The 22,350-nt window shown below is 64.0% G+C and carries 10 protein-coding genes; 2 read left to right on the plus strand and 8 right to left on the minus strand.

Annotation, left to right across the window (positions count from 1 at the left end; translation table 11 throughout):
* Positions 1-14,037 (minus strand): non-ribosomal peptide synthase/polyketide synthase, encoded by a 14,037-nt coding sequence (locus BFQ00_RS21310; protein WP_065934659.1) that lies wholly within the window; start codon positions 14,035-14,037, stop codon positions 1-3.
* Positions 14,038-14,245: 208 nt separating this feature from the next.
* Between BFQ00_RS21310 and BFQ00_RS21315 the strand changes: the two genes are divergently transcribed.
* Positions 14,246-14,497 carry a type II toxin-antitoxin system HicA family toxin gene (locus BFQ00_RS21315; RefSeq protein WP_065894295.1) on the plus strand — a complete coding sequence of 84 codons (252 nt, stop codon included), beginning with the start codon at positions 14,246-14,248 and terminating at the stop codon, positions 14,495-14,497.
* Positions 14,494-14,847, plus strand: a complete 354-nt coding sequence (locus BFQ00_RS21320; RefSeq protein WP_065894293.1) for a type II toxin-antitoxin system HicB family antitoxin — start codon at positions 14,494-14,496, stop codon at positions 14,845-14,847. The genes BFQ00_RS21315 and BFQ00_RS21320 overlap by 4 nt, the downstream gene beginning before the upstream one ends.
* Here the strand turns inward: BFQ00_RS21320 and BFQ00_RS21325 are convergent.
* From BFQ00_RS21325 to BFQ00_RS21355, 7 genes are all read right to left on the minus strand, one after another.
* Positions 14,826-16,019, minus strand: coding sequence for an MFS transporter (locus BFQ00_RS21325; protein WP_065934660.1), 1,194 nt, complete (start codon positions 16,017-16,019; stop codon positions 14,826-14,828). The two genes, BFQ00_RS21320 and BFQ00_RS21325, sit on opposite strands and share 22 nt — an antisense overlap.
* A 40-nt stretch (positions 16,020-16,059) precedes the next feature.
* Positions 16,060-17,415 (minus strand): MATE family efflux transporter, encoded by a 1,356-nt coding sequence (locus tag BFQ00_RS21330; protein ID WP_065934661.1) that lies wholly within the window; start codon positions 17,413-17,415, stop codon positions 16,060-16,062.
* Positions 17,416-17,599: 184 nt separating this feature from the next.
* Positions 17,600-18,853 carry a hypothetical protein gene (locus BFQ00_RS29700; protein ID WP_170827580.1) on the minus strand — a complete coding sequence of 418 codons (1,254 nt, stop codon included), beginning with the start codon at positions 18,851-18,853 and terminating at the stop codon, positions 17,600-17,602.
* Positions 18,854-19,022: 169 nt separating this feature from the next.
* Complete coding sequence (locus tag BFQ00_RS21340; protein ID WP_065934663.1) at positions 19,023-19,493, minus strand: hypothetical protein; 471 nt, start codon at positions 19,491-19,493, stop codon at positions 19,023-19,025.
* Between the two features lie 117 nt (positions 19,494-19,610).
* Positions 19,611-20,426 carry an ammonia-dependent NAD(+) synthetase gene (nadE, locus tag BFQ00_RS21345; protein ID WP_065934664.1) on the minus strand — a complete coding sequence of 272 codons (816 nt, stop codon included), beginning with the start codon at positions 20,424-20,426 and terminating at the stop codon, positions 19,611-19,613.
* Between the two features lies 1 nt (position 20,427).
* Complete coding sequence (gene pncB / locus BFQ00_RS21350) at positions 20,428-21,645, minus strand: nicotinate phosphoribosyltransferase (protein WP_065934665.1); 1,218 nt, start codon at positions 21,643-21,645, stop codon at positions 20,428-20,430.
* Positions 21,646-21,656: 11 nt separating this feature from the next.
* Positions 21,657-22,295: an isochorismatase family protein gene (locus BFQ00_RS21355; RefSeq protein ID WP_065934666.1), complete on the minus strand. Its 639-nt coding sequence runs from the start codon at positions 22,293-22,295 to the stop codon at positions 21,657-21,659.
* Positions 22,296-22,350 lie beyond the last annotated feature (55 nt).

The following is a 22,350-nucleotide window of genomic DNA, read 5'->3' on the forward strand; positions in this document are numbered from 1 at the left end:
TCAAATCGCCTCTAGTTCGCTCAAAAAGTCACGAAGATCATCAAAATCTTCCACGCTGCCGGCGCGGAAAGTGGCTGCGGCCTGCACGTAGGCGCGCAGTGATTCGGTCTGGAACAGTTCCATCAGCGGGACGTCCAGGCCCAGCTCGGCCTGCACCCGCGAGGTGATCTGGATGGCCAGCAGGGAATGCCCGCCCACTTCGAAGAAGTTGTCGTTCAGGCCCACTTGCGCCAGGTGCAGCACGTCGGCCCAGATCGCGGCGATCTGCTGCTCCAGTTCGGTGTGCGGCGCCACGTACTGTTGCTGCATCTGGCTGGCGTCCGGCAACGGCAGGCCCTTGCGGTCGAGCTTGCCGTTGGGGGTCAGCGGCATCTGTGCGAGGAACACGAAGTGCGCCGGCACCATGTAGTCCGGCAGGCCGCTTTTCAGGGCGCGACGCAAGCTGTCGCGGAATTCGGTCTGGTCGGCCAGGGTCGCATCGGCCGGCACCACGTAGGCCACCAACTGCTTGCCGGTCGGACCGTCCTGGGCCACCACCACGGTTTCGCCGACGCTGTCCTGTTCGCGCAGGCGCGCTTCGATTTCACCCAGTTCGATACGGAAACCGCGGATCTTGACCTGATGGTCGACGCGACCCAGGTAATCCACCACGCCATCGGGACGCCCACGGGTCAGGTCGCCGCTGCGATACACGCGGCTGCCGGGCTTGCCGAACGGGTCCGGCACGAAACGTTCGGCGGTCAACGCCGGACGCTCCAGGTAACCCCGGGCCACGCCCTCGCCGCCCAGGTACAACTCGCCGGCCACGCCGATGGGTTGCAGGTTGAGCTGCGCATCCAGCACGTAGCCGCTGCGGTTGCCGAGCAAAGTGCCGATGGGCGCGTAGACGGCGCCGCACGGGTCGCCCTTGCGCGCCTTCCACAGCAGCGGTGTGACCACGGTTTCCGTCGGGCCGTAGCCGTTGAACAGGTAGGTCGGTTTCAGCGCGCGCCAGGCCAGGTCGTAGCTGGCCTGGGCCACGGCGTCACCGCCGAAGCAGTACACCCGAACGGCTGGAGGATTGCCGTCGCGCTCGGCGTGTTCGGCCAACTGTTGCAGGTACACCGGTGGGAACACCGCCATCGTCACGTTGTGCCGGTGCATCTGTTCATAGGTGTATTCCGGCAACCACAGGCTGTCGTCGCGGATCAGCACGCTGGCGCCATTGATCAACGGGTGCATCCAGCCTTCATGGGCGCCGTCGAAGGCGAAGGACATGAAGTGCAGTTCGCAATCGGCCGGGCGGGTTTCATAGCGCTCGCCGGTGGCGATGATATGCGCCACCAGTGGCCCGTGGGACACCGCCACGCCCTTGGGCATGCCGGTGGAACCGGAGGTGTAGATCACGTAGGCAAGGTTGTCGCCGTCCAGCGCCACATTCGGCGCGCGGTCACTGCAGTGCGCCCATTGCTCGCTGCAGTCAATTGCCAGGGTCTCCAGACCATCGGGAACCGGCAGTTGCGCCAGGGCGCAGGTATGGCTGAGCAGCAGTTGCGCCCGGCTGTCCTGCATCATGTACAGCAGGCGATCACGCGGGTATTCGATATCCAGCGGCACGTACACACCGCCGGCCTTCAACACCGCGAGGAACGCCACCATGATCTCGGCACTGCGCGGCATGGCAATCGCCACGCGCACTTCCGGGCCGACGCCACGGGCGATCAGCGCATGAGCCAGGCGGTTGGCCTGGGTGTCGAGTTCTGCGTAACTGAGGGTGTGCGCATCGAACTTCACCGCGACAGCATCCGGGGTCTCTCGCGCACGGTCGGCGACCAGGTCATGCACCAGCCGCTGGGACGGGTAGCCGGCATCGGTGCGGTTCCACAGTTGCAGGATGTGCTGCTGCTCGTGCTGATCCAGCACGCGCAACTGGCCGATGGCTTGAGTCTGATCGGCCACCATCGCCTGCAACAGGTTCTGCCAATGCCCGGCCATGCGCGCGATGGTGGCGGGTGCAAACAGGTCGGTGGCATAGCTCAGGGAGGCATGCAGCGCCGTCGGGTTTTCTTCCACGTCCAGCGCCAGGTCGAACTGGGCCACGCCGTCATCCCAACCCAGGACCTCGATGTGCAGGTCGGTCAGCTGCTGCAACTGACGCTCGGCGGACGTTACACGGTGGTTGAACAGCACCTGGAACAACGGGCTCAGGCTGAGGCTGCGCTCCGGATGCAGCGCTTGCACCAGTTGCTCGAACGGCAGGTCCTGATGGGCCTGAGCGTCCAGGGAGCGCTGGCGCACCTGGCGCAGCAGCTGCTCGACGCTCATCTGCCCGTGAAGGTCGGCCTTGAGCACTTGGGTGTTGACGAAGAAGCCAATCAGACCCTCGGTCTCCAGGCGGTTGCGGTTGGCAACCGGTACGCCGACGCGCACGTCTTCCTGGCCGCTGTAGCGATGCAACAGCGCCTGGTAGGACGCCAACAACACCATCGGCAAGGTGACGCCGACATTGCGCGCCAGGGTGCGCAGGCCTTCCAGCAGTCCTGGCGCCAGGTCGATGCCCAGGCGCGCACCGCGATGGCTTGGCAGCGCCGGGCGCGGAAAGTCGAACGGCAGCTCCAGCACCGGTTGCTCGCCGCCCAACTGCTCATGCCAATAGGCCAGTTGACGCGCTTGCTCGCCGGCCTCCATCCAGTTGCGTTGCCATACGGCATAGTCGGCGTACTGGATCGGCAGCGCTGGCAGATCCGCGGTCTGACCCTGGCTGAACGCGGCGTACAGCTGCACCAGCTCTTCGACCATCAGTTGCATCGACCAGCCATCGGAGACGATGTGGTGTTGCACCAGCACCAGCACGTGGTCGTCCTCGGCCAGGCGCAACAACGTGACCCGCAACAGCGGCCCGCGCAGTAAATCGAAGGGCCGTGCGACCTCGGCGGCGACGGTGGCCTTGAGGTCGGCATACTCGCGGGCGCCCCGGTCGATAGCGATCCGGCCGACCGCTTCGATGACCTGCACCGCACCCGTGGCCTCCTGGCGCAGATGAGTGCGCAGGCTTTCATGGCGGGCCAGCAAGGTGTCGAAACTGCGTTGCAACGCGGCTTCGTTCAATGGGCCGTGCAAACGCAAGGCACTGGGGATGTGGTACGCCGCGCTCTGCGGGTCCAGTTGCCAGAGGAACCATTGACGCTCCTGGGCATAGGACAACGGCAAGGGTTGCGTGCGGTCGGCCTTGAGCAGCGCCGGTGCGGTGCTGCCCTCCTCGCCGAGGGCGCGCACGAAATCACCCAGCAGGGGCTGCTCGAACAGGGTCTTGAGTGCGACTTCCAGCGCCAGCGCCTGACGCACCCGCGACACCACCCGCGTGGCCAGCAGGGAATGCCCGCCCAGCTCGAAGAAGTGATCGTCGAGACCGACCTGCGGCACCTCCAGCACCTCGGCCCAGATCGCCGCAACCTGTTGTTCGCGCGCGGTGACGGGCGCCAGATGGCCCTTGTGCCACTGACCGGCATCGGCCTTGGGCAAGGCCTTGCGGTCGAGCTTGCCGTTGGGGGTCAGCGGCAGGCGCTCGAGCAGCAACACGTGCGCCGGCACCATGTAGTCCGGCAGCCGCTCGCGCAGCGCGGTTTTGCAGGCCTGTGAATCCACCGCCGTGGTGGTCACCAGGTAGGCGATCAAGCGGTCGTTGTCCGCCAGCACCACGGCTTCCCGCACGCCTGGGTACTCCCGCAGGCAGGCTTCGATTTCACCCAGCTCGATACGGAAGCCGCGCACCTTGACCTGATGGTCGACGCGGCCGATGTACTCGACCACGCCGTCCTCACGGTAACGCGCCAGATCGCCGGTGCGGTACAGGCGTGCGCCTGGCGGGCCGAACGGGTCCGGCACAAAACGCTCGGCGGTGAGTGCCGGCCGCGCGTGATAACCCCGCGCCAGGCCGACTCCGCCAATCAGCAGCTCGCCGGCCGCGCCCTGCGGGCAGGGGACAAGCCCGGCATTGAGGATAAACAGCGAGGTATTGGCGATAGGCCGCCCAACATACGGCTGCGCCTCGTGCAAGCGATGGGCTGCCGACCAGATGGTGGTTTCCGTCGGCCCGTAGAGGTTCCATACCGGGCCTTGCAGATCGAGCAGGCGCTGCGCCAGGTCAGCCGGCAGCGCTTCGCCGCCGCACAGGCACTGGATGCCGCGCAGCAGGTGCGCACGCGGGCTGTCGAGCAGCATGCGCCAGGTCGACGGCGTGGCCTGCAGCACGTTGGCTGCCTGGTTGTGAGCCAGGTCGAGGATGGCTTCCGGGTCAAGGGCCATGGCCTGCTCGCTCAACAACACCGTCGCGCCGACACTCAGCGGCACGAAGAGCTCCAGGGCGAAGATGTCGAATGAGAACGTGGTCAACGACAACAGGCGCGCATCGCCGTCAATGGACAAGGTATCGGCCATGCCGCAGGTAAAGCTGCACAACGCCTGGTGCCGCACCATCACGCCTTTGGGCGTGCCGGTGGAGCCGGAGGTGTAGATGACGTAGGCCAGGTGTTGCGGCGTGACGTTCACCTGCGGAGTGTGCGCGTCACCGTCGCAGTCGTCGGTCAGCAGCACCTGCAGGTCCTGGGGCTGTACGAGACGACCGCGCAAATGCGCCTGGGTCAGCAGCACCCGGGCATCGCTGTCTTCGAGCATGAACGCCAGGCGCTCTGCCGGGAACTGCGGGTCGAGCGGCACGTAGGCGCCACCGGCCTTGAGGGTTGCCAGCAGGCCGACCACCATGTCCAGGGAGCGCTCCACATGCACCGCCACCAGCATGTCGGGGCCGACGCCCGCCGCGATCAACCGGTGCGCCAGACGATTGGCCCGGCGGTTGAGTTCGGCGTAGCTCAGGCTGTCGCCATTGAGGCGCAGTGCGATGGCATCCGGCCGGGCGAGCGCTTGCGCCTCGAACACCTGGTGCACGCATTGCTCGTGCGGGTAGTCGGCGGGCGTGTGGTTCCAGTCTTCAATCATTTGCTGGCGCTGAGGCGCACTGAGCATCGCCAGTTCGTCGAGCGCCTGTGATTCATCGCGCACCACGGCGCGCAGCAGGTTATGCCAGTGCCCGGCCAGGCGTTCCAGGGTCGCCGGCTCGAACAGGTCGGTGGCGTACGTCAGCGACGCCCACAGGCCATCGGCAGACTCTTCGGTCTCCAGGTTCAGGTCGAACTGGGTGGTGTGAACGGCCCAGTCCAGCGGCTGCAATGCCAGGCCCGGCACGTGCACGGTGCCGGCGCGCAAGCTGTCCTGGTGGTTGAACATCACCTGGAACAGCGGGTTATGGCTCAGGCTGCGCTCGGGCTGCAAGGCTTCCACCAGCTGCTCGAACGGCAGGTCCTGATGCGCCTGGGCCTCGAGGGCGCGCTGCTTGACCTGGGCCAGCAACTGCGCAAAGGGCATTTGCCCATGCAGCTCGGCCTGCATGACCTGGGTATTGACGAAGAAACCCACCAGCCTTTCGGTTTCCAGGCGCGTGCGGTTGGCGATCGGCACGCCGACACGGATCTCGGACTGACCGCTGTAGCGATGCAGCACGGTCTGGAACGAGGCCAGCAACAACATGAACAAGGTCACGTCCTGACGCTGGGCCAACGCCTTGAGTTCGGCCACCAGCGTGCTGTCCAGATGGATCTTCTGGCGCGCGCCGCGATGGCTTTGCACCGCCGGGCGCGGATGGTCCAGAGGCAGCTCCAGCAGCGGGTGTTCACTGCCCAGGCGCGCGCACCAGTAATCGAGCTGGCGCTGTTGTTCCCCGGCCGCCATCCAGTCACGCTGCCATTGGGCATAGTCGGCGTACTGGACCGGCAACGCCGGCAATGGGCTGTCGCCCTGGTAGAGCGCCACCAGCTCATCGACCATCACCTGCATCGACCAACCGTCGGAAATGATGTGATGCTGAGTGATCACCAGCACATGGTGCTGCGCCGCGACTTCCAGCAATTTGACGTGCATCAGCGGGCCACTGCGTAGATCGAACGGGCGCTGGATTTCCTCGGCCACCGCCTGTTCGATCGCCGCCACCTCGACGCGCTGACGCTCGATGGTCACTGCCAGGGCGGGATGGATGACTTGCAGGGTCTGCTCGCCCTGCTCGACAAAGGTGGTGCGCAGCGGCTCATGGCGGTGTACCAGGGCCTGGAACGCCTGCTCCAGGGCGGCGATGTCCAGCTGACCGCGCAGGTGCAGGGCGGTGGGAACGTGATAGGCCGCGCTGGCGGGGTCCAGTTGCCAGAGAAACCATTGGCGTTCCTGGGCGAAGGACAACGCCAGCGGATGGTCGCGCTCCAGCGCCACCAACGGCTGCGCCGTGCTCACCTGCAGCGCTGCACAGGCGTCGGCAAACGCGTGCAGCGTCGGCTGTTCGAACAGCGCGCGCAATGGCACTTCCAGGTTGAGCGCATGCCGTACCCGGGAGATGACCTGGGTGGCCAGCAACGAGTGGCCGCCGCGCTCGAAGAAGTGATCCTCCAGCCCGACCTGCTCAACCTGCAACACCGCCTGCCAGATCGCTGCCAGTTGGACTTGCAGCGGGCTGTGGGGCGCCACGTAGGCTTGTGTGTGCTGGTTCAGGTCCGGCGCCGGCAATGCGCGACGGTCAAGCTTGCCGTTGTTATTCAACGGCAAGGCATCGAGCACCACCCACTGCCCGGGCACCATGTAGTCCGGCAGCGACTGACGCAAACGGGCCGCCAGTGCCTGTGTGTCCAAGGCGATGCCCGCAGCGGGCACCACGTACGCCACCAACTGCGTGCCGGTGGCGCTCGGCAGCGCCAATACTGCCGCTTCACGCACCTGCGGCAAGGCTTGCAGGCCGGCTTCGATTTCGCCCATTTCGATACGCAAGCCGCGAATCTTCACCTGATGGTCGATACGCCCGACGTACTCCAGCGCACCCGCCTCGTTGTAACGGGCCAGGTCGCCACTGCGATACAGCCGGGCGCCGGGGACTGCGGAAAACGGGTCCGGCAGGAAGCGCTCGGCGGTCAGCGCCGGGCGGTCGAAATAGCGCTGGGCCAGACCGGCTTCGGCGCCGATGCACAACTCGCCCACGCCATCGGTCGCCAGCAATTGGAAACCGCTGTCGAGTACGTAGAGCGAGCGCCCTTCAATCGCGCGCCCGATCGGCACACCGAACGCGTCGCTGGCGTCATCCAGTTGGCACGCGTGTACGCTGGACACCACCGTCGCCTCGGTCGGCCCATACGTGTTGACCAGCCGCACACCGCCCAACCCGGCGGCATGCCAGGCGCGCAAGCCTTCCACGGACATCGCCTCACCGCCCACATGCACCTGGCGCAGTCGGCCAAGGGAGCGCTGGTGCATGGCACATTCCTTGGCCAGCAGGTACCAGTACGCGGCGGGCAAGTCGGCCAGGGTCACGCCCTGTTCAACGATCTCGCGCGCCAGTTGCCCGGCGTCCCACAGGTCATCGCCACGCATGATCAGCGCCGCGCCCACGCACAGCGGCGGGTAGCACTGCTCGACAAAGCCGTCGAAGCTGAAGGTCGCGAACTGCAGCACGCGGTCCTCTGCACTCAGTTGGCTGTACAGCACGGCGCTGTCGCAGAACTGGCCGAGGGCCGCATGGTCAATGGCCACGCCTTTGGGCTGGCCGGTGGAGCCGGAGGTGTAGATCACATACGCCAGGTCCGCCGCCGCCGCGTGATTGGGCGGATTGGTTGCCGGGCAGTCGGCCAGCTCATCGCCCGTGGCGCTGAAATCGAAACGGGTCAGCCCGGTCGGCAACGGCACATCGGTCAGCAAGCCGGTTTCGCTGAGCAGCAGGTCCAGGCGACTGTCCGCGAGCATGTAGGCCAGGCGCTCGGCCGGGTATTTCGGGTCCAGCGGCACGTACGCCGCGCCGCTCTTGAGCACCGCCAGCAGGCTGACGATCAGTTGCGGACCGCGCCGCGACGCCAGGCCCACTCGCTGGCCGGGGCCGACGCCCAGTGCCAGCAGGCGATGGGCCAGGCGGTTGGCCCGTGCGTTGAGTTGGGCGTAGCTCAAGCGTTCGCTGCCCGCCTGCACCGCCAGTGCGTCCGGCGTAGCCTGGGCCTGGGCCGCGATGCGCTCATGGGCGTGTTGATGACCTCGGGCGGTCGCCGGCAACTGGCTGAGGGCAAGCACGTCGCGCTGCGCGGTGGCGTCGAGCAGGCGCAGATTGCCCAGGGGGACGTGAGCGTCGGCCAGCAGTTGCGCCAGCAGATGGTGCAGGTTGTCGCCCAGCCGCGTGACCTGAGACTGGCTGAATTGCGCGCGGTCGTAGCTGAATTCCAGGCGCAGGTTGGTACCCAGTTCAATGCCCAGAGTCAGCGGGTAATGGGTGCGCTCATGGTTTTGCATCGGCCCGAAGGTCAGGCCGGCCGGCGCGCCTTGTTTCAGGACTTCGGCCACCGGGAAGTTTTCAAACACCAGCAGCGTATCGAACAGCGCGGCGCCTTGCTGGCCGGCCCAGCCCTGGATGTCGTAGAGCGGCACATGCTCGTGATCGCGCAGGCTGAGGTTCTGCGCCTGCAACTGGCTGAGCCAACTGGCGGCGGATTGCGCCGGCGAGGCAGCGCTGATGATCGGCAAGGTATTGATGAACAGGCCCAACTGCTGCTCGATCCCGGGCAACGGCGCGGAACGTCCGGCCACTGTGGCGCCGAAGGCCACGCACGCCTGCCCGGTGTAGCGTTGCAGCAGCAGGCTCCAGGCGCCCTGCAACAGGGTGTTGAGGGTCACTTTATGCTGGCGGGCAAACTCACCGAGGCGCTGGGTGAAGTCACTGTCCAACACGACGTGATGCTCTGCAGTCCCCGCACCGTCAACCGGCGTGCGCAGCGCCTGGGCCAACCGGGTCGGCGCCGGCAATGGCGCCAGCTCGGCTTTCCAGAATGCTTCGCCGTTGCCTTGCCGTTGCAGCCAGCCCAGGTAATCGCGAAATTGCCCAAGCGGTGCGGGCACGGCCTGGCCTGCATAATGAGCAAGCACTTCGCCGAGCAACTGGGCGTTGCTCCAGCCATCCATCAGGATGTGGTGGCTGGTGAAAATCAGCTGCCAGGTCGTGCCCGCGCCACGCACCAGCACCAGGCGAAACAGCGGCGCGGCATTGAGTTCGAAGCCGCGTTCACGCTCGGCGTTGGCCAGCGCATCGAAATCGGCGCGGGGGTCTTCAATCACTTGCAGTTGCAGGTCGACCTGGCGGCGAATCACTTGATGCGCGCTGTCCAGGCCCAGCCAATGGAAGCTGCTGCGCAGGATGTCGTGACGGTCCAGCGCGGCCTGCCAGGCGCGCCCGAACGCAAGCAGGTCGAGGCCGTCGATGTCCAGGCGCAGCTGGTTGATATAGGCCTGGGCCTCGGGTTCCAACAGCGTGTGGAACAGCATGCCCTGCTGCATCGGCGACAAGGGGTAAAGGTCTGCGATGGCCGGCCCGGCCACCGGCAATGCATCCAGTTGCGCCTGGGTGACGCGTGCCAGGGGGAAATCCGATGGCGTGACCTGCCCGGCCGGCGTGGCGCAGCAATGCTCGATCAGGGCCTTGAGTTCAGCGGCGTATTCGTCTGCCAGGCGCTGGATGGTCGAGGGTTCGAACATCTCGCGACTGAAGCCCCACTGCAAGGCCAACTCACCGCCATACACCTGCCCTTCCACCGTCAGCCAGTTGGCCAGCGGCGCCTCGGGGTCTTGAGCCTGGCCACTGCCCTCGCCGGCCGGTACGAACAGCGCCGACTCATCGAACTGGCGGTCGAACTGGCCCAGATAGTTGAAGGTGATGCGTGGCGCGGCCAGCCCGGCCAGGGATTCGCGCACTTGCGGCGCGCCGAGGTAGCGCAGCAGGCCATAGCCCAGGCCCTTGTCGGGGACGGCGCGCAGTTGCGCCTTGACCGCCTTGATTGCACCGGACAGCTCGCCATCGGCTTGCAGGCGCACTGGAAACAGGCTGGTGAACCAGCCGACGGTGCGGGTCAGGTCGATGCCATCGAACAGGTCTTCGCGACCATGTCCTTCCAGCTGGATCAGCGCGGCGGGCTGACCGCTCCAACGGCTGACGACCCGTGCCAGGGCGGTGAGCAACAGGTCATTGACCTGGGTGCGATAGGCCGCCGGCGCCTCTTGCAGCAATTGGCGCGTGTGCTCGGCATCGAGGCGCGTTTCAAGCTTGGCGCCCAGGCGATTTTGCAGGCCACCCTCGGGGTGATCGCAGGGCAACTCGGCATCGATGGATTGCGCCTGCCAGTACGGCAGTTGGTGATCGAGGGCCTGCGCGTGGTCTTGCAGGCGCTGCGCCCAGTGCTGGTAGGCGCTGGTCTTTGCCGGCAATGTCTGTTCGCGATAAGCCTGTTGCAGGTCTTCCAGCAGGATGCGCCAGGACACGCCGTCCACCACCAAATGGTGCACCACCAACAGCAAGCGCTGGGTACCGTCGGCCATGTCGACCAGGGCGGCGCGCAGCAGCGGGCCGTGCTCCAGGTCCAGGCTGCGCTGGGCCTCATCGCACAGCGCGGCGAATTCGGCGTCGCTGCCGGCACGGGCCTGCCACAACACCGATGCGCCGACCTGCGCGGCGTGATGCTGTTGCCAACCCTCGGCCTGCGCCACGAAGCGCAGACGCAGGGCATCGTGATGCCGGATCAATTGCATCACCGCCGCATCGAGTCGAGAGAACTCCAGGGTTTCACGCGGCGTCAGCAGCAATGACTGGTTCCAGTGCTGACGCGCCGGGATGGCCTGGGCGAAAAAGCCCTGCTGCACCGGTGTCAGGATGACCTCACCGCTGACCGGGCCTTGATCGATCACATTGAGCTCATCGAAGCTCGCCACCAGCGCCAGGCTGCGCACGCTCTGGTATTGGAACAGGTCGCGCGGGCTGAGGCGGATACCGGCCTGACGGGCACGGCTGACCACCTGGATGGAAATGATCGAATCGCCGCCCAGCTCGAAAAAATTATCGTCCAGGCCTACGGCCTCGATGCCTAGCACACTGCTCCAGATCGCGGCCAAGGCTTGTTGCAGGGCGTTTTCAGGCGCGGCGAAAGCCTGCTGCGGCGCAGCATCCGGCAGTGGCAGCGCCTTGCGATCGAGCTTGCCGTTGGCGGTCACCGGCAGCCTGGCCAGGGTGATGAAATGGGTCGGCACCATGTATTCCGGCAGGCTGCCGAGCAGCCAGGCCTTGAGGTCGCCGACGGCCTCGCTTTCAAGGACCACATAAGCCACCAACTGCTTGCCGCCGTGTACCAGGACCACTGCTTCGCGCACCTGCGGGTGCTGCATCAGGCGCGTTTCGATCTCGCCCAGTTCGATGCGCAAGCCGCGCAGCTTGACCTGGTGGTCGAGGCGGCCGAGGTATTCGATCACCCCATCGGCGCGCTGACGCACCCGGTCGCCGGTACGGTACAGGCGCTCACCGGCCACGAAGGGGCTCGGCACAAAGCGCTCGGCGGTCAGCGCCGGGCGCCGGTGGTAGCTGCGCGCCAGACCGGTGCCGCCCAGGTACAGCTCACCCGCAACACCGGCCGGTACCGGGTTGAGCTGGGCATCGAGCACGTAGGTGCCGAGGTTGGCGATCGGCCGGCCAATCGGCACGCTGTCGGCGCCTTCGTCGATGCAGGTCCAGTGGGTCACGTCGATCGCGGCTTCGGTCGGGCCGTAGAGGTTGTACAAGGCCGCATTCGCCAGCCTGGCGAATACCTGGCGCTGCGCGTCCAACGGCAAGGCTTCGCCGCTGCAGACAATGCGCTTGAGGCTGGCGCAGGCGCCTACGCCTGGCTCATGGATGAACGCCTGCAACATGGACGGCACGAAATGCAGGGTGGTGATGGCGTGCCGCTCGATGGTCTCGATCAAGCGGGCCGGTTCACGGTGCTCCCCCGGTGCGGCGACCACCAGACGCGCGCCGGTCATCAGTGGCCAGAAAAACTCCCACACCGAAACGTCGAAGCTGAACGGCGTTTTCTGCAGCACCGCGTCGCTGGCATCGAGTGCGTAGGCCTGCTGCATCCAGCACAGGCGGTTGACCAGCGCACGATGGCTGTTACCGGCGCCCTTGGGCTTGCCGGTGGAGCCGGAGGTGTAGATCACATAGGCCAGGTTCAGCCCCTGGAGGATGACGTTAGGGGACTCGCTGCTGTAGGCGTCGAGCCAGTTGGTCAGCTGGTCCAGGGCTATCACCTGGATGCCTGCGGTCGGCAGTCGCGCCAACAGGTTTTGCTGGCTGAGCAGCAGCGTGATGCCGCTGTCGTCGATCATGTAGGCCAGGCGCTCCTCGGGGTATTCCGGGTCCAGCGGGACGTAGGCGCCGCCTGCCTTGAGGATGGCCAACAGGCCCACGACCATGTCGATGGAACGCTCGACACAGATCCCCACCAGCACGTCCGGGCCGACGCCTCGCTCGCGCAATGCATGGGCTAACCGGTTGGCGCGCGCGTCAAGCTGGGCATAGGTCAGGGTGACCTCACCGAATACCAGCGCTGGCGCATCCGGCGTGCGTTGGGCCTGGTCTTCAATCAGGTGGTGGATCGCGCGTTCGGTCGGATACGGCACGGCGGTGTGGTTCCAGGCCTTGACCAGCACCTGCTGCTCGTCAGCGCCCAGCATCGGCAACTCGCCGATGCGCTGTTCAGCGTCCGCCACCATCGCCTGCAACAGGCTGATCCAATGGCGGGCCATGCGCTGGATGGAAGGCGCGTCGAACAGGTCGTTGGCGTATGTCAGCGCGGCATGCAGGGTGCCTGATTTTTCATAGGTGTCGAGGGTTAGGTCGAACTGCGTGGTGCGGCCTTGCCACTCCACCAGGGCCAGTTCCAGACCGGAGGCGGTGCTGACGGAGGCGATGTCCGCCACCACCGGCTGATGGTTGTACATCACCTGGAACAGCGGCGTATGACTCAGGCTACGCTCGACTTTCAAGGCTTCCACCAGGCGTTCGAACGGCAATTCCTGATGCGCCTGGGCACCCAGGGCGTGTTCCTTGATGCCTTGCAGCAGTTCGGCGACGCGGGTTTGTCCGGTCAGTTCGGTGCGCAGCACCTGGGTATTGACGAAGAAACCGATCAGCCCTTCGACTTCAGTGCGAGTGCGGTTGGCGATGGGCACGCCGACGCGTATATCACCCTGGCCCGTGTAGCGATGCAGCAGCACATTGAACGCGCCGAGCAGCAGCATGAACAAGGTGACGTTGTGCGTTTGCGCGCACGTGCGCAATTGCGCGGCCAGCGCCGGGTCGATCTCGAAGGTGTGGCGCGTGCCCTGGTAGCTGGGCATGGCCGGGCGTGGACGGTCGGTCGGCAGCTCCAGCACCGGGTGTTCATCGCCCAGGCGCGCCTGCCAGTATTGCAGCTGGCGCGCCTGCTCGCCGGCTTCCAGCCAGCGACGCTGCCAGAGGGCGTAGTCGCTGTACTGAATCGCCAGCGCCGGCAATTGCGGCGCCTCGTTGCGCTCGTGAGCGTCATAGAAACGGATGAATTCGTCGATCAACACATTCATCGACCAACCGTCGGAGACGATGTGGTGCAAGGTCAGCAGCAACACGTGCTCGTGTGCATCGAGCTTGAGCAGTTGCACGCGCAGCAGCGGGCCGTGTTCCAGGTCGAACGGCAACAGCGACTGACGCGTTGCCGCCGCGTTGACGGCCTGCTCACGGTCAGCGGGGGCCAGGTTACTGAGGTCCAGGTGCTCGACTACCCCTGACGGTTCGATTGGAACCTGGACCAGCCGCTCGTCCGCCTGGCGCTGAAACACCGTGCGCAAGGTTTCGTGGCGCGCCACCAGGCTGGCGAACGCCTGGTCCAGGGCGTCCAGGCTCAGCGCACCCTTCAAGCGTACGGCGCCGGGCAGGTTATAGGCGCCGCTGGCCGGGTCCAACTGCCACAGAAACCACATGCGCTGCTGCGCGTAGGACAGCGCCTGGCGGTCCTCTGCCTCCACCCTCGCCGGAATCGGAAACCGGGAAAAATCCACGCCTTCTTTCTGCAGGGCCTGCAGGAACACTTGGCGCTTTTCCAGGGGCAACCCGATAAACCGGCGAGCAAGTTTCAAGGAGTCTTCAGCATTCATTTGTTGGAGTCCGGAGCAATAGGCAGGAAGCACAAAGGCACGTCGTCCCTATAAAACGAACCGGAGAGGGAAAAATTAGCGAGCAATGGGGGCTGCAAGCGAGGTGTCATCAAGGGTTACATCAATTCCGGGAAAGACACACCAAGTCGAGCTAGCATTGACTCACACCACTTTTTGCAACTACATTTAGTTACACGCAGGGAACGCCGTGTCCAAAAATGAAAAGCTGCTCGCCAAACTGCTCGATGAGCACGTGGCATTCACCTGGTCTGAACTCGTAACGCTGTTACGCCGACTGGGCTACACACAGATTGAAGGGGCTGGAAGCCGGGTCAAATTCGACATCGGCGACCCCAGTGCACTGATTACCCTGCACAAGCCTCACCCCGGCAACGAACTGAAACACTACATTCGGCGCCAAATCATCGAACAATTGAAATCAGGAGAACTGATTCAGTGAACAACCAGCTGAAACACAAAGGCTACATCGGCTCCATCGAAGCCAGCCTCGAAGACAACTGCCTGTTCGGCAAAATCCTGTTCATCAAGGCGTTGGTGAGCTACGAAGGCAAAACCGTCGCCGAGCTGGACGCGGCCTTCAGAGAGGCGGTAGACGATTACCTCGCCACCTGCCAGGCCCTCGGGCAAACGCCGGAAAAGCCTTGCAAGGGCTCCTTCAACGTACGCGTGGGCCATGATCTGCATTTGGCGGCAGCGCTGGCGGCGACCCGCAAGAAAGTGACGTTGAACGATCTGACACGCCAGGCGCTGAATGAGTTTTTACAACATCATTGCCCGGCGATTGGCTGACTGCCCAACCGCCGATACCCCAGCACGGCCGAACCCAACACCACCAACCCCGCCGCCAGCGCCACCCAGAACCCGCTGGCGGCGCCGGAGTGGTCAATCATCCAGCCCGAGCCGGCGGCGCCAATCGCCACACCGATGCTCAGGCCGGTGATCAGCCAGGTCATGCCTTCGGTGAGGCGGCTCGGTGGGACCACTTGCTCCACCAGCGCCATGGACACGATCAGGGTCGGGGCGAAGAACAGGCCGGAGATAAAGATCGCCACGGCCAGGCCCGGAATATCGGTCACCCACAGCAACGGCAAGGTGGTCAACGCCGTGGCCACGCCGCAGAACAGAAACTGCCGGGGCAACGAGGCCTTGAGCTTGAGCGTGCCGAAAGCCAGGCCGGCCAGGCAGGAGCCGATGGCGTAGACCGACAGCACGATACTCGCCGCGGCGGGTTGACCCTGATGCTGGGCAAAGGCGACGCTGACCACATCCACCACCCCGACGATCACGCCCATGGCCAGCAACAGGGTCATCAGGATCAGCACCGAAGGCGAGGAGATCAGCCAGCGTCCATGGTGGTCGTGGCGTGGGTGCACCGGCGGCTCGGTCTCGCGTTGCAGCACGAACGTGGTCACGCCCACCGCCAGCAGCAGCGCCGCCACCAAAGGCCCGGCCTCGGCAAACAGCACCACGCTCAGACCGACCGAAATGGGCGGGCCGATGATAAAGCACACCTCATCGAGCACCGATTCCAGGGCGAACGCAGTTTGCAGCCTGGGCTGGCCGCGGTACAACTCGGTCCAGCGCGCTCGCACCATGGCCGACATGTTGGGCATGCAACCGGCCAGCGCGGCGAACAGGAACAACGTCCAGTTCGGCGCCTGCACACGCGTGCACAGCAGCACCATCAACAACGCGCCCCCACCGATCAGCGCGGCGATGGGCAGCACTCTGCCCTGGCCGTATCGATCCACCAGACGCGATACCTGCGGCGCACAAAATGCCGTGGCCAACGCGAACACCGCCGCCACCGAGCCCGCCAGGCCATAACCGCCATGCACCTGCGAGAGCATGGTGATCAGGCCGATACCGGTCATGGAGATCGGCATGCGTGCCAGCATGCCCGCCAGGACAAAAGCGCGAGCGCCGGGAACCTGGAACAACGCGGCGTAGGGATTTGCCATTGATAAAGCGCCTTCTGTCCTTAGGTGGGGCAACCTTGTATCACACCAGCCGCTTGATCTGCTTATGCCGCCATACCAGGCGGTAATAGGCTGTCTGCAACACCAGCATCGCCAGGTAAGTCACCGGAAACGCCATCCACACCCCTTCCAGGCCAAAGTGCGCATTGAACAGGTACGCCACCGGCAATTCCACGCACAGCACACAGAAAATCGAGATGGCGACCGGCATCAGCACCACGCCGCTGGCGCGCATGATCCCGCCGATCACGGCCTGGAAGCCGAACACCAGAATGCTCCACAGCATGATATGCAACAGGTGCTCGGCGTTGACGCGCGCGGCGGCGTCGGTGATGAACAGACCCAGCAGCCAATGCGACAACCCGTAGCCGAGCACGATCAGGCCACCGGTGAGGCCGGTATTGATCAACAGCCCGGTGCGCAGGATCGGCCCGATGCGCTCCAGGCGACCGGCGCCAATGGCCTGCGCGCCCAGGATCGAGGCGGTGATGGCAATCGACAGCGCCGGAAACTGCACGTAATTGACGATCTGCGTCACCGCGCCGTACGCCGCCGTTGCCTGGGAACCATGGCCGTTGACCAGCGCCAGGATGACCAATTCGGACAACGACAACACCACCATCTGCAAGCCGGTAGGCAAACCGATGCGCAGGACCTTGCCGAGGATCACCCGGTCCAGGCGCAGGGCTGCGAGCATGTCGCGATCCGGCGCCATCACATGGTGCTTGTGGCGCAGGCGCAGAATCAGGAACAGCATCGCCAGGGCATTCCCCGCCAGCCCGGCGTACGCCGCACTCTGGATACCCATGGGCGGCAGGCCGATCCAACCGCGGATCAGCGCCGGCGTCAGCAACAAGCCCATCAGGGTCGATACCATCAGCGCCAACAACGGCGAAACCGTGTCGCTGACGCCGCGCAGCAGCTGGGTATAGAGGATAAATACCAGCAGCAGCGGCATGATCAGCATCATCACCTGGGCGTAGCCCACCGCATCGTCCAGCACGTCGACGGGGGTTCCCAGGGCCTGCAGCGCGGGGCGCGCAAACAGCCCACCCAGTACGGCCGCGAGCAGGCCTATCAGAGCGCCAAGGGTCAGCGTGGCGCCGGTGATCACCTTGACCAAGCCTGTCTCCCCGGCGCCCCAGGCCTGGCCGATCAGCACCGAGGCGCCGGCACCCAGGCCAATCACCAGGGCGATGAAGAAAAACACGATGGGGAACATGCCCGACACCGCCGCCAGCGCGTGGGTACCGAGCATCTGCCCGACATAGATACCGTTGAGCGTACCGGAGAAGCTTTGCAGAAAATTGGAGAGCACCATCGGTGCCAGAAAGAACAGGTAAACCTGCCACAACGGTCGTTGCTGGGTGACTTCCATGATGGTTTGGGCCCCTGGGTGGCAGTGGAGTGGTCAATCGCTTGAGGCTGTTGGCGCTGAACCGCCAATGGTACGCCGAGATCGATGGACCACTCCAGAGGGCAGGTAGTTGCGTGCAACGGGGCAGGTGCCAGGGGCGGCTGCTATCCGTCTGCCGGAAAGCAGCCTTTGATAGCCGCAAATATTACCCGCCGGCGGATACGGAGAAGTTACCCGCATACGCGCTGGCGTAGGGTTTGCCTGGCGCACGGGAGGATTGCTGGTCGATCATGTGGTCGATGTTGACCATATCAAAGCGTTGGTCTTCAGCGCCAGGCTTGCCCTCCTCCCGAATGCCGATATCCAGCTCACGCAACAAGCCAGGACGATTGAGCAATTCCAGGGCCACTTCACGCGCTTGCGGACTGAAGGTTCGTGTGGACGGGGCAAGACCCGCCGCCTCTTTCAGCTCATTGACATTGACGTACTTGTCATCCGCACCGGCGGTAAACTGTCTGAAATTATTTTTGACGGCATGCAGCAGCCCTTCGTCGCTCATCGTCCTGAATGTATTCGATGCATCCCCCAGGTCCTGCCGGGAGATACTGCCGTCGAGCACGCCACTGCGGCCTTGGTCCAGTGTCTTGAACAGTTGCCCTCGCTCCATCAATTCCTGCGCGACAGCAGTATCGGCCGCACTGATAGGTCGTCCATCCAGGGTATGTCCCGACGCAGCGGCGCTCAGCGACTCGTCCGTGATGCTACCTCGCGAAGGATCTTGCAGGGCACCGAAATGGGAAAGCACCTTGGCCGAGAACGCCTCGTCACTGTCATTGGCATAGGGTCGACCTGCGGCCATCATCGGGCTCCATGGCTGGTTACCTTGCACGCCCATATAGGACGGGGGCTGCGTCGCCTGCCAGCCTTGCATGCCTTGCGGCCCACCACCAAATGCAGGTTGCGCGTTGAACTGAGGAGAGCATTGCTGATTTATTCTCTGCTGTTGCATCGCGCCGTTATTCCCTCCGGCGAACCGATTGCCTGACAGTGGGGAATAGCCGCCTGCCTCCTGCTGAGACAACTGACCGATAGCCAGTTGCATATCCTCGCGGTTAATCAGGCCATCTTCCTGAGCGCCGTTTTGAATACCGTCAAACAGGCTTGCGAGACCGGGCCGACCCAATATATCCCTGGCCAGCAACGTCATCTGGTCATCATGACCGCCCATCCCCAATGGGCGATTGGCCACATCAGCCAGCGACTCTCGAGACGCGAACGAACTGCCAGGCGATCTGAAATATTCGAAGTTTTGCAGCAGCATGTCTGCAACGGCCGAGTGGGAATAATTGCTGGTCATTACGCCAGGCATATTCGTCGTCGCATTACCCGCTGGCGGAAATTCGTGGTTCTGCACGGGCGGAGGCGAATAGAACGGTTGGTTTAAGTAAGGATTCATCATGGCAACACCTCATGTCTTGGACGTAACAACGGCCTGGCCAAACACACAAGCGCTCGGTTCAGCTGCCTGTTGGTGGCAACTGAAACAGTGCAGTTCCAAACCAACATAGGGTTTTCGCATCAGGATTGGGCTACCCACCAAACGCCTGCGAGGCTGGCGAAGTGCAGGGTCAAACAGAGCCGTCTGCGCGCCGATCGCCGCCGCCGTGGCGCTGAACACGTAGCTTGAACAGCGAGTGACGCATCTCGCGGTGGCGTTCGCTATTGAGCAGCAGCAATCCGCACAGCGGACATACGACACCCAACGAATAGGCCAGGGTGTGGGGATGGTACTGAAGCGTCGGTACCACCAGCATCAGACACATCGCAAAGTAGCCTGCCAGGACAACACCCGCCCAATGCCGACCGCACACCATCATGACATTGGAAAACACGGCAACAGTCGCCAATGCGACAAGGCTCCACCCGGACATCTGCGCTTTGAGCGACGGGTCGAACCGGCGCAGATAGGTCGCATCATCCAATACCGTCACCAGGATGCCTGACAAAATCGCCATGGCCGTCGTGCCGAGAAGCACTGGCAGGTTGCGGCGCAACACCCTGGCAACTGAATCACTCGCTCTCAATACGCTGGAAGCCATTCCCATGATCCTGAACTCATTGATAGCCCAGAGCGTAAAGAATCCTCATCCTTCAATAATGTAGGAAAAATTCCATTTCACGGCGAGACACTTCCTGATATGGCTTGCAGCCCGCGCCTACTGCGGGGCAATCGGCAGCGCACGTTTATGCGCTGTCTTGCCATACGCCGCCTCGACAATCGCCCTCACCCGCTCGCTCACCGGTTCGCCCATCAAGTACGCATCGATCTCGGCGTACGAGCAACCGTAGGCGTCCTCATCGAGTTTCCCCGGTGCCAGTTCTTCAAGATCGGCAGTCGGCGGCTTTTGCGCCAGTTTTGCCGGGGCACCGAGGGCGGTGGCAAGCAGGCGCACCTGGGATTTGGTCAGGCCAGACAACGGCGCCAGGTCGCAGGCGCCGTCGCCGAATTTAGTGAAGAACCCCATCAGCGCTTCAGCCGCCTGGTCGGTGCCGACCACCAGGCCATTGTGCAGGTTGGCGAGTGCATACTGCGCGATCATGCGCGCGCGGGCCTTGACATTGCCCTTGATGAAATCGCGTTGTGCGGCACTGGCTTGCGCAGCGCCCAGGCTGGCCATCAGGCCGTCGACACTGGCGGCAATGTCCAGGGTGTCGACATGGTCCGGCAGGATAAAATCCAGGGAGGCCTGGGCATCGTGTTCGTCGCCCTGGGTTTTGTAGGGCAGACGCATGGCGATAAAGCGCGCGGCGTAGTCTTCGTCGCGCAGTTGCTGCACCGCCAACTGGCACAGGCGGCCTGCGAGCAATGAGTCGACACCGCCGCTGATACCCAGCACCAGCGCCTTGCAGCCAGAAGCGCGCAACACGCGCTTGATGAAATCGATGCGTCGTTGAATTTCCCGGGCCTCGCCACCTGCGACCAGCAAGCGGTCTACGTTCAACTCACGGGCGATGCGTTCTTGAGTGTGCATGTCATGCCTCCACGCTACCAACGTTGAATACCTGTGCTGCGTACTGCAGGAACGACGGGTCTTCGCAGACGTTCTTCACCGGGTCATCGGAAAATTTCACCACCGGCTCGCCGTGTACCCGCACCAGCTTCATCACGATACTCAGTGGCTCCACGCCGTCGACATCGCAGGCGAGGCTGGTGCCCATGCCGAAGCCGAACCTGGCCTTGCCGCGGATATGCCGCAGGATCGGCAGGCATTTTTCGAAATTCAGACCATCGGAGAACATAAGGTCTTTGGTCATCGGGTCGATACCGAGCGCCTTGTATCTGGCCAGCACTTTGTCCGCCCACACGATGGGGTCCCCGGAGTCCTGGCGCAGGCCGTCGTAGAGCTTGGCGAAGTACAGATCGAAATCCTTGAGGAAGAAATCGGTGCTGATGCAATCGGTCAGTGCCATGCCAAGACGGCCGCGGTACTCGTGCACCCAGTTTTCCAGTGCGGCGTTCTGGCTTTCGCGCAGGCGCCCCAGTTGCTGGTGCACCATCAGCCATTGGTGGGCCATGGTGCCGATCAGCGGCAAGTCGAATTCATAGGCCAGGTGGGCGTTGCTGGTGCCGAGGAACTGCCCGGGGAAGTCGCGGCGCATGATGTCCACCACTTCGCGCTGGGCCTTGAATGACAGGCGCCGCCGCGTGGAAAAATCGGAGACGCGCAGGTCGGCCAGTTCGTCGCGGCTGAGGTTTTTCTCCAGCCAGTCGAACTTCTGGTAGAGCTTGCGGGTGACGTCTTCGAGGGTGACGTCGGGGTACTTGTCGCGGTTGCGCAGCTCGCTGATCAGCGCCAGTACCGGTTGCTCGAACATGATGCAGTGCAGCATCGGGCCGATCACCCGGATGTTCAATTGCCCGTCCACTTCACTGACGTGGATATAACGCAGGTTGAAGCGAAACAGCCCGAGGAAGCGCTCGTAATCCGGCGTGAGGTATTCGCGAAAGCGCGGGTTGAACAGGAAGCGCAGCTCGCCTTCACGCATCTGCAGGCCGGCCAGCTTTTCCAGCTCGGCGCGCAGCTGCGGGATCAGATGGCCGAGTTTTTCCCTGGAGCGGACGATGAAGTTGTACTCCACATCCACATTGGGGTGCTGGTGCAGCACCGCCTGCATCATGGTGAAGGTGTAGTAATCAGTGTCGAGCAAGCCCTGGATGACCGGGGACTCGGTGTCATAGGCGCTTTCCATGGTGGATCTCCTTAACGCGTGGCCATCGCGGCCAGTTCTTCGCGGGTGCGGCTGATAGCGGCACCGGCCTTGAGCAATTCGTTGACGGCCTGCACGCCGCCCTCTTCAGTGATCCCTCGACACGCCGGCAGGTGCAGCACCACCTGCAGCCCGGCCTTGAGCAGTTGCAGGGCGGTGGTCTTGACGCAATAGTCCAGGGCCAGGCCACCGACGAGCACGCGGGCGATACCCCGGGCCTTGAGGTATTCAATGACGCCGGTGGACAGTTTGTCGTGCAGGTCGTGGTAGCAGGCGCCGTAGGGGTGCAGGTCGGGTTCGACGCCCTTCCAGACGAAGTAGTCGTAGTCATAGGGGCTGGGCAATTCAGCCAGCAAGGTGAAGCCCTCGGTACCCGGCACGCAGTGGCTGACCCAGGTGACATCAGCGTGAGCCAGGCCGGTAGGTTGCAGCATCTGGCTGTGCTGCTCGACCACCCAGGGCGCCTGCGGGCTGTGGGCGTCCTTGCTGCCGATACGGCGCCCGGCGAGGCTGGCCATGTAGTTGAGTTCGGCACCGATCAGGTCTCCTCCGGCTACGGGCAGTTCGTCGGGGCACAGCGGCGTGAAACTCTTCTGTTCTGGCACCTTGTAACAGTTACATCTGCATGATATTAAAGATCTTAGGTCTATCTGACGGGGAGTAGAGGGCAGCAGTAATAGCCTTCAT

Origin of the sequence: Pseudomonas sp. 28 E 9 (genome assembly GCF_900004785.1) — a bacterium.
GTDB lineage: Bacteria > Pseudomonadota > Gammaproteobacteria > Pseudomonadales > Pseudomonadaceae > Aquipseudomonas > Aquipseudomonas orientalis_A.

Bases quoted from the DNA above. Each gene is read 5' to 3' on its own strand.
- BFQ00_RS21310 (WP_065934659.1), bottom strand. From the start codon at position 14,037: ATGAATGCTGAAGACTCCTTGAAACTTGCTCGCCGGTTTATCGGGTTG.
- BFQ00_RS21325 (WP_065934660.1), bottom strand. From the start codon at position 16,019: ATGGCAAATCCCTACGCCGCGTTGTTCCAGGTTCCCGGCGCTCGCGCT.
- BFQ00_RS21330 (WP_065934661.1), bottom strand. From the start codon at position 17,415: ATGGAAGTCACCCAGCAACGACCGTTGTGGCAGGTTTACCTGTTCTTT.
- BFQ00_RS29700 (WP_170827580.1), bottom strand. From the start codon at position 18,853: ATGATGAATCCTTACTTAAACCAACCGTTCTATTCGCCTCCGCCCGTG.
- BFQ00_RS21340 (WP_065934663.1), bottom strand. From the start codon at position 19,493: ATGGCTTCCAGCGTATTGAGAGCGAGTGATTCAGTTGCCAGGGTGTTG.
- nadE (WP_065934664.1), bottom strand. From the start codon at position 20,426: ATGCACACTCAAGAACGCATCGCCCGTGAGTTGAACGTAGACCGCTTG.
- pncB (WP_065934665.1), bottom strand. From the start codon at position 21,645: ATGGAAAGCGCCTATGACACCGAGTCCCCGGTCATCCAGGGCTTGCTC.